Here is a 2,256-nt window from a genome sequence, read left to right on the forward strand (position 1 = left end):
CACTGCGTCAGCCTGCAGCGCGAGCCAGGGGTCCGGCAGCTGATCCAGCAGGTGCCAGGTCTGCAACAAAGGCGAAGCCGGATCGGTCGCCATCACATCGATAGACTGACCGCCAAGCTCGCCCTGCCCCCTGATGACCGGATGCCAATGGCGGATGACCGGACTGCCCGCCAGCAGATCCCGGACCTCATCCACTTCGCGGCCGTCGGGCACTTCCATATACACATCACCAGACAGGCGCTGAGCCAGCCATTCGTAGAAGGTATCTTCAAAGGTGGTCACCAGGGCCTGCACCGCGATTACCGTGGCTGCCGCAAACTGGAGTGCCACCAGCGGCAGCCCCAGACGACGAACCAGCACTCCCGCTTCCCGCTGCCGCCAGAGCGTCAGGGCCGGCAAGCGGGCACCGGTTCGCAAGGTTCGCTGCAATAACAGCGGCGTCACCAGACCGGCGCCCAGCAACAACAGGCCAGTACCCAGGAAAATCCATACCAGACCCTCCGGCATCAGCACCAGCACCGCGCCAGTCACCATGAGTACGGCCCCCGCCAAAGCCGGAGACCACAGTCTGGTGGCGGCTGTATCGGTACGGAACAGATCCAGAGCGGCCCAGACCAGCACCAGCAGCATCACCAGGGCGATCAGCGCCAGCGATGTCAGCGACCGTCCGGTTTCCAGCAACGGGGTATCAAACAGACTGGTCATGGCCGCTGCAAAGCCGGAGGAAAGCAATCGGGACAGCTGCAAGCCCAGCCAGTAACCGGGCAAAACTGCCAGCGCGCCCAGTACCAGCAGCTCCTGTAACAGGCATCGACGCAGGCGGTTCAGCGGGACCCCGTAGCGCACCAACAGGCCAAGGCTTTCCCGGCGTTGTGCCAACCCCAGGCTGTAGACACTGCGCACCAGCAAGGCGGTGATCAGCAACACCAGAACACACAAGGCATCCAGATTGAGCAGGAAGCTGTCCGCCAGCTGCCCTGTGCTGAGCTGTCCCACATCACCCCGCAGTTGCCAGTTTTCCGGCAGAACCCCATCGGATCCGGTCGCCAGATACAGCCGCAACTGGCCCCGGGCACCTTCCTCATGCACCATTCTTGCGGCTTCGGCGATATCGACAAAGGGCCGGCCGTCCAGACCCATGTTTCCATCGCCTGTCGCCGCCGCATCACCGGCACACCCCATGGCAAGAGCGTCGACACCCACCTGACGAGGTCCGCCCCCGGCAGGCGCCACTTCCAGCCAGGGCATCACACACAACCCCTGCCGGCGCAGATCTACGAAATCCGCCCGGGTGACCGGGCTGCCATCCGTGCGCACCAGCTGCTGCCGGCCGGACAACTGTTCTTCACCTGCGGTCATGCTGGTGCGCGCTTGCTGGGTAAGGCTCCAGACACCGGTCCAGAGTGCCGTCGCCAGTGCCAGAATCAACCACAGCGCCAGCAACTGCAGTGGATGGCGGCGGTAGTGACTGAGCAGCGCCCGCAACAACATCAGCTTATTGCCCCCCACCCAGATCAAGCTGATGGTCGCACCGTTCCGCCAGCGCCAGATCGTGGGTTGCCAGGATCAGTGGACATTGCCGCTCAGCCTGCCAGCGAAACAGCTCATCGGCCACCAGAGTAGCGGTGTGGCGATCAAGACTGCCGGTAGGTTCATCCATCAGGATCAGCCCCGGTGCCATGGCAAACACCATGGCCAGGGCGGCCCGCTGCCGCTGACCTCCGGAGACCTGATCCGGATATCTCTGGCCAAGGCCCTCCAGCCCCAGCCGGGCCAGCCAATCCTGTGGATCTGCAGAGTTTGTCCCTGCCAGCTCGGCCCGTAGCCGGATGTTTTCAGCCAGCGTCATCGCCGGCATGAGGTTCGCCTCCTGAAACACCACCCCGATACGCTGGCGTCGCAGCCCGGCCCAGGCGTCAGGGCCAAAGCCGGTTACCCGATCCCCGAACAACACGATTTCGCCGCGGTCAAACGACTCCAGACCACACAGAATATTCAGCAAGGTGCTTTTTCCCGATCCGGAAGGGCCCACCAGGGCCAGCGATTTGCCAGCACCGAGCTGCAGATCCAGACCGCCGAACACAGTTACCGAATCCGGACCCGAGCGATAGGTTTTCTGTAAGCCTTCAATCGCCACTACCGCCATGCTCTGACTCCTTGTTCTGGTCTCTCAAGATAACAAACAGGCCCTGGGACAGGTCGGGGACTCGTCATTTTGCGTATGATGGTGGAAACGACTGGCCACAGGTACTCCCC

2 protein-coding genes are annotated in these 2,256 nt (G+C 63.0%); both read right to left on the bottom strand.

The window, feature by feature from the left end; genetic code table 11:
* The coding region (locus AAC035_RS20805) for an FtsX-like permease family protein (protein ID WP_339807029.1) at positions 1 to 1,509 on the bottom strand (1,509 nt) is incomplete at its 3' end.
* On the bottom strand, positions 1,496 to 2,146 hold the full coding sequence (locus tag AAC035_RS20810) for an ATP-binding cassette domain-containing protein (RefSeq protein ID WP_339807028.1): 651 nt from the start codon (positions 2,144 to 2,146) through the stop codon (positions 1,496 to 1,498). The genes AAC035_RS20805 and AAC035_RS20810, both read right to left, overlap by 14 nt.
* Between the last annotated feature and the right edge of the window lie 110 nt (positions 2,147 to 2,256).

Source organism: uncultured Marinobacter sp. (assembly GCF_963974375.1).
Classification (GTDB): domain Bacteria; phylum Pseudomonadota; class Gammaproteobacteria; order Pseudomonadales; family Oleiphilaceae; genus Marinobacter.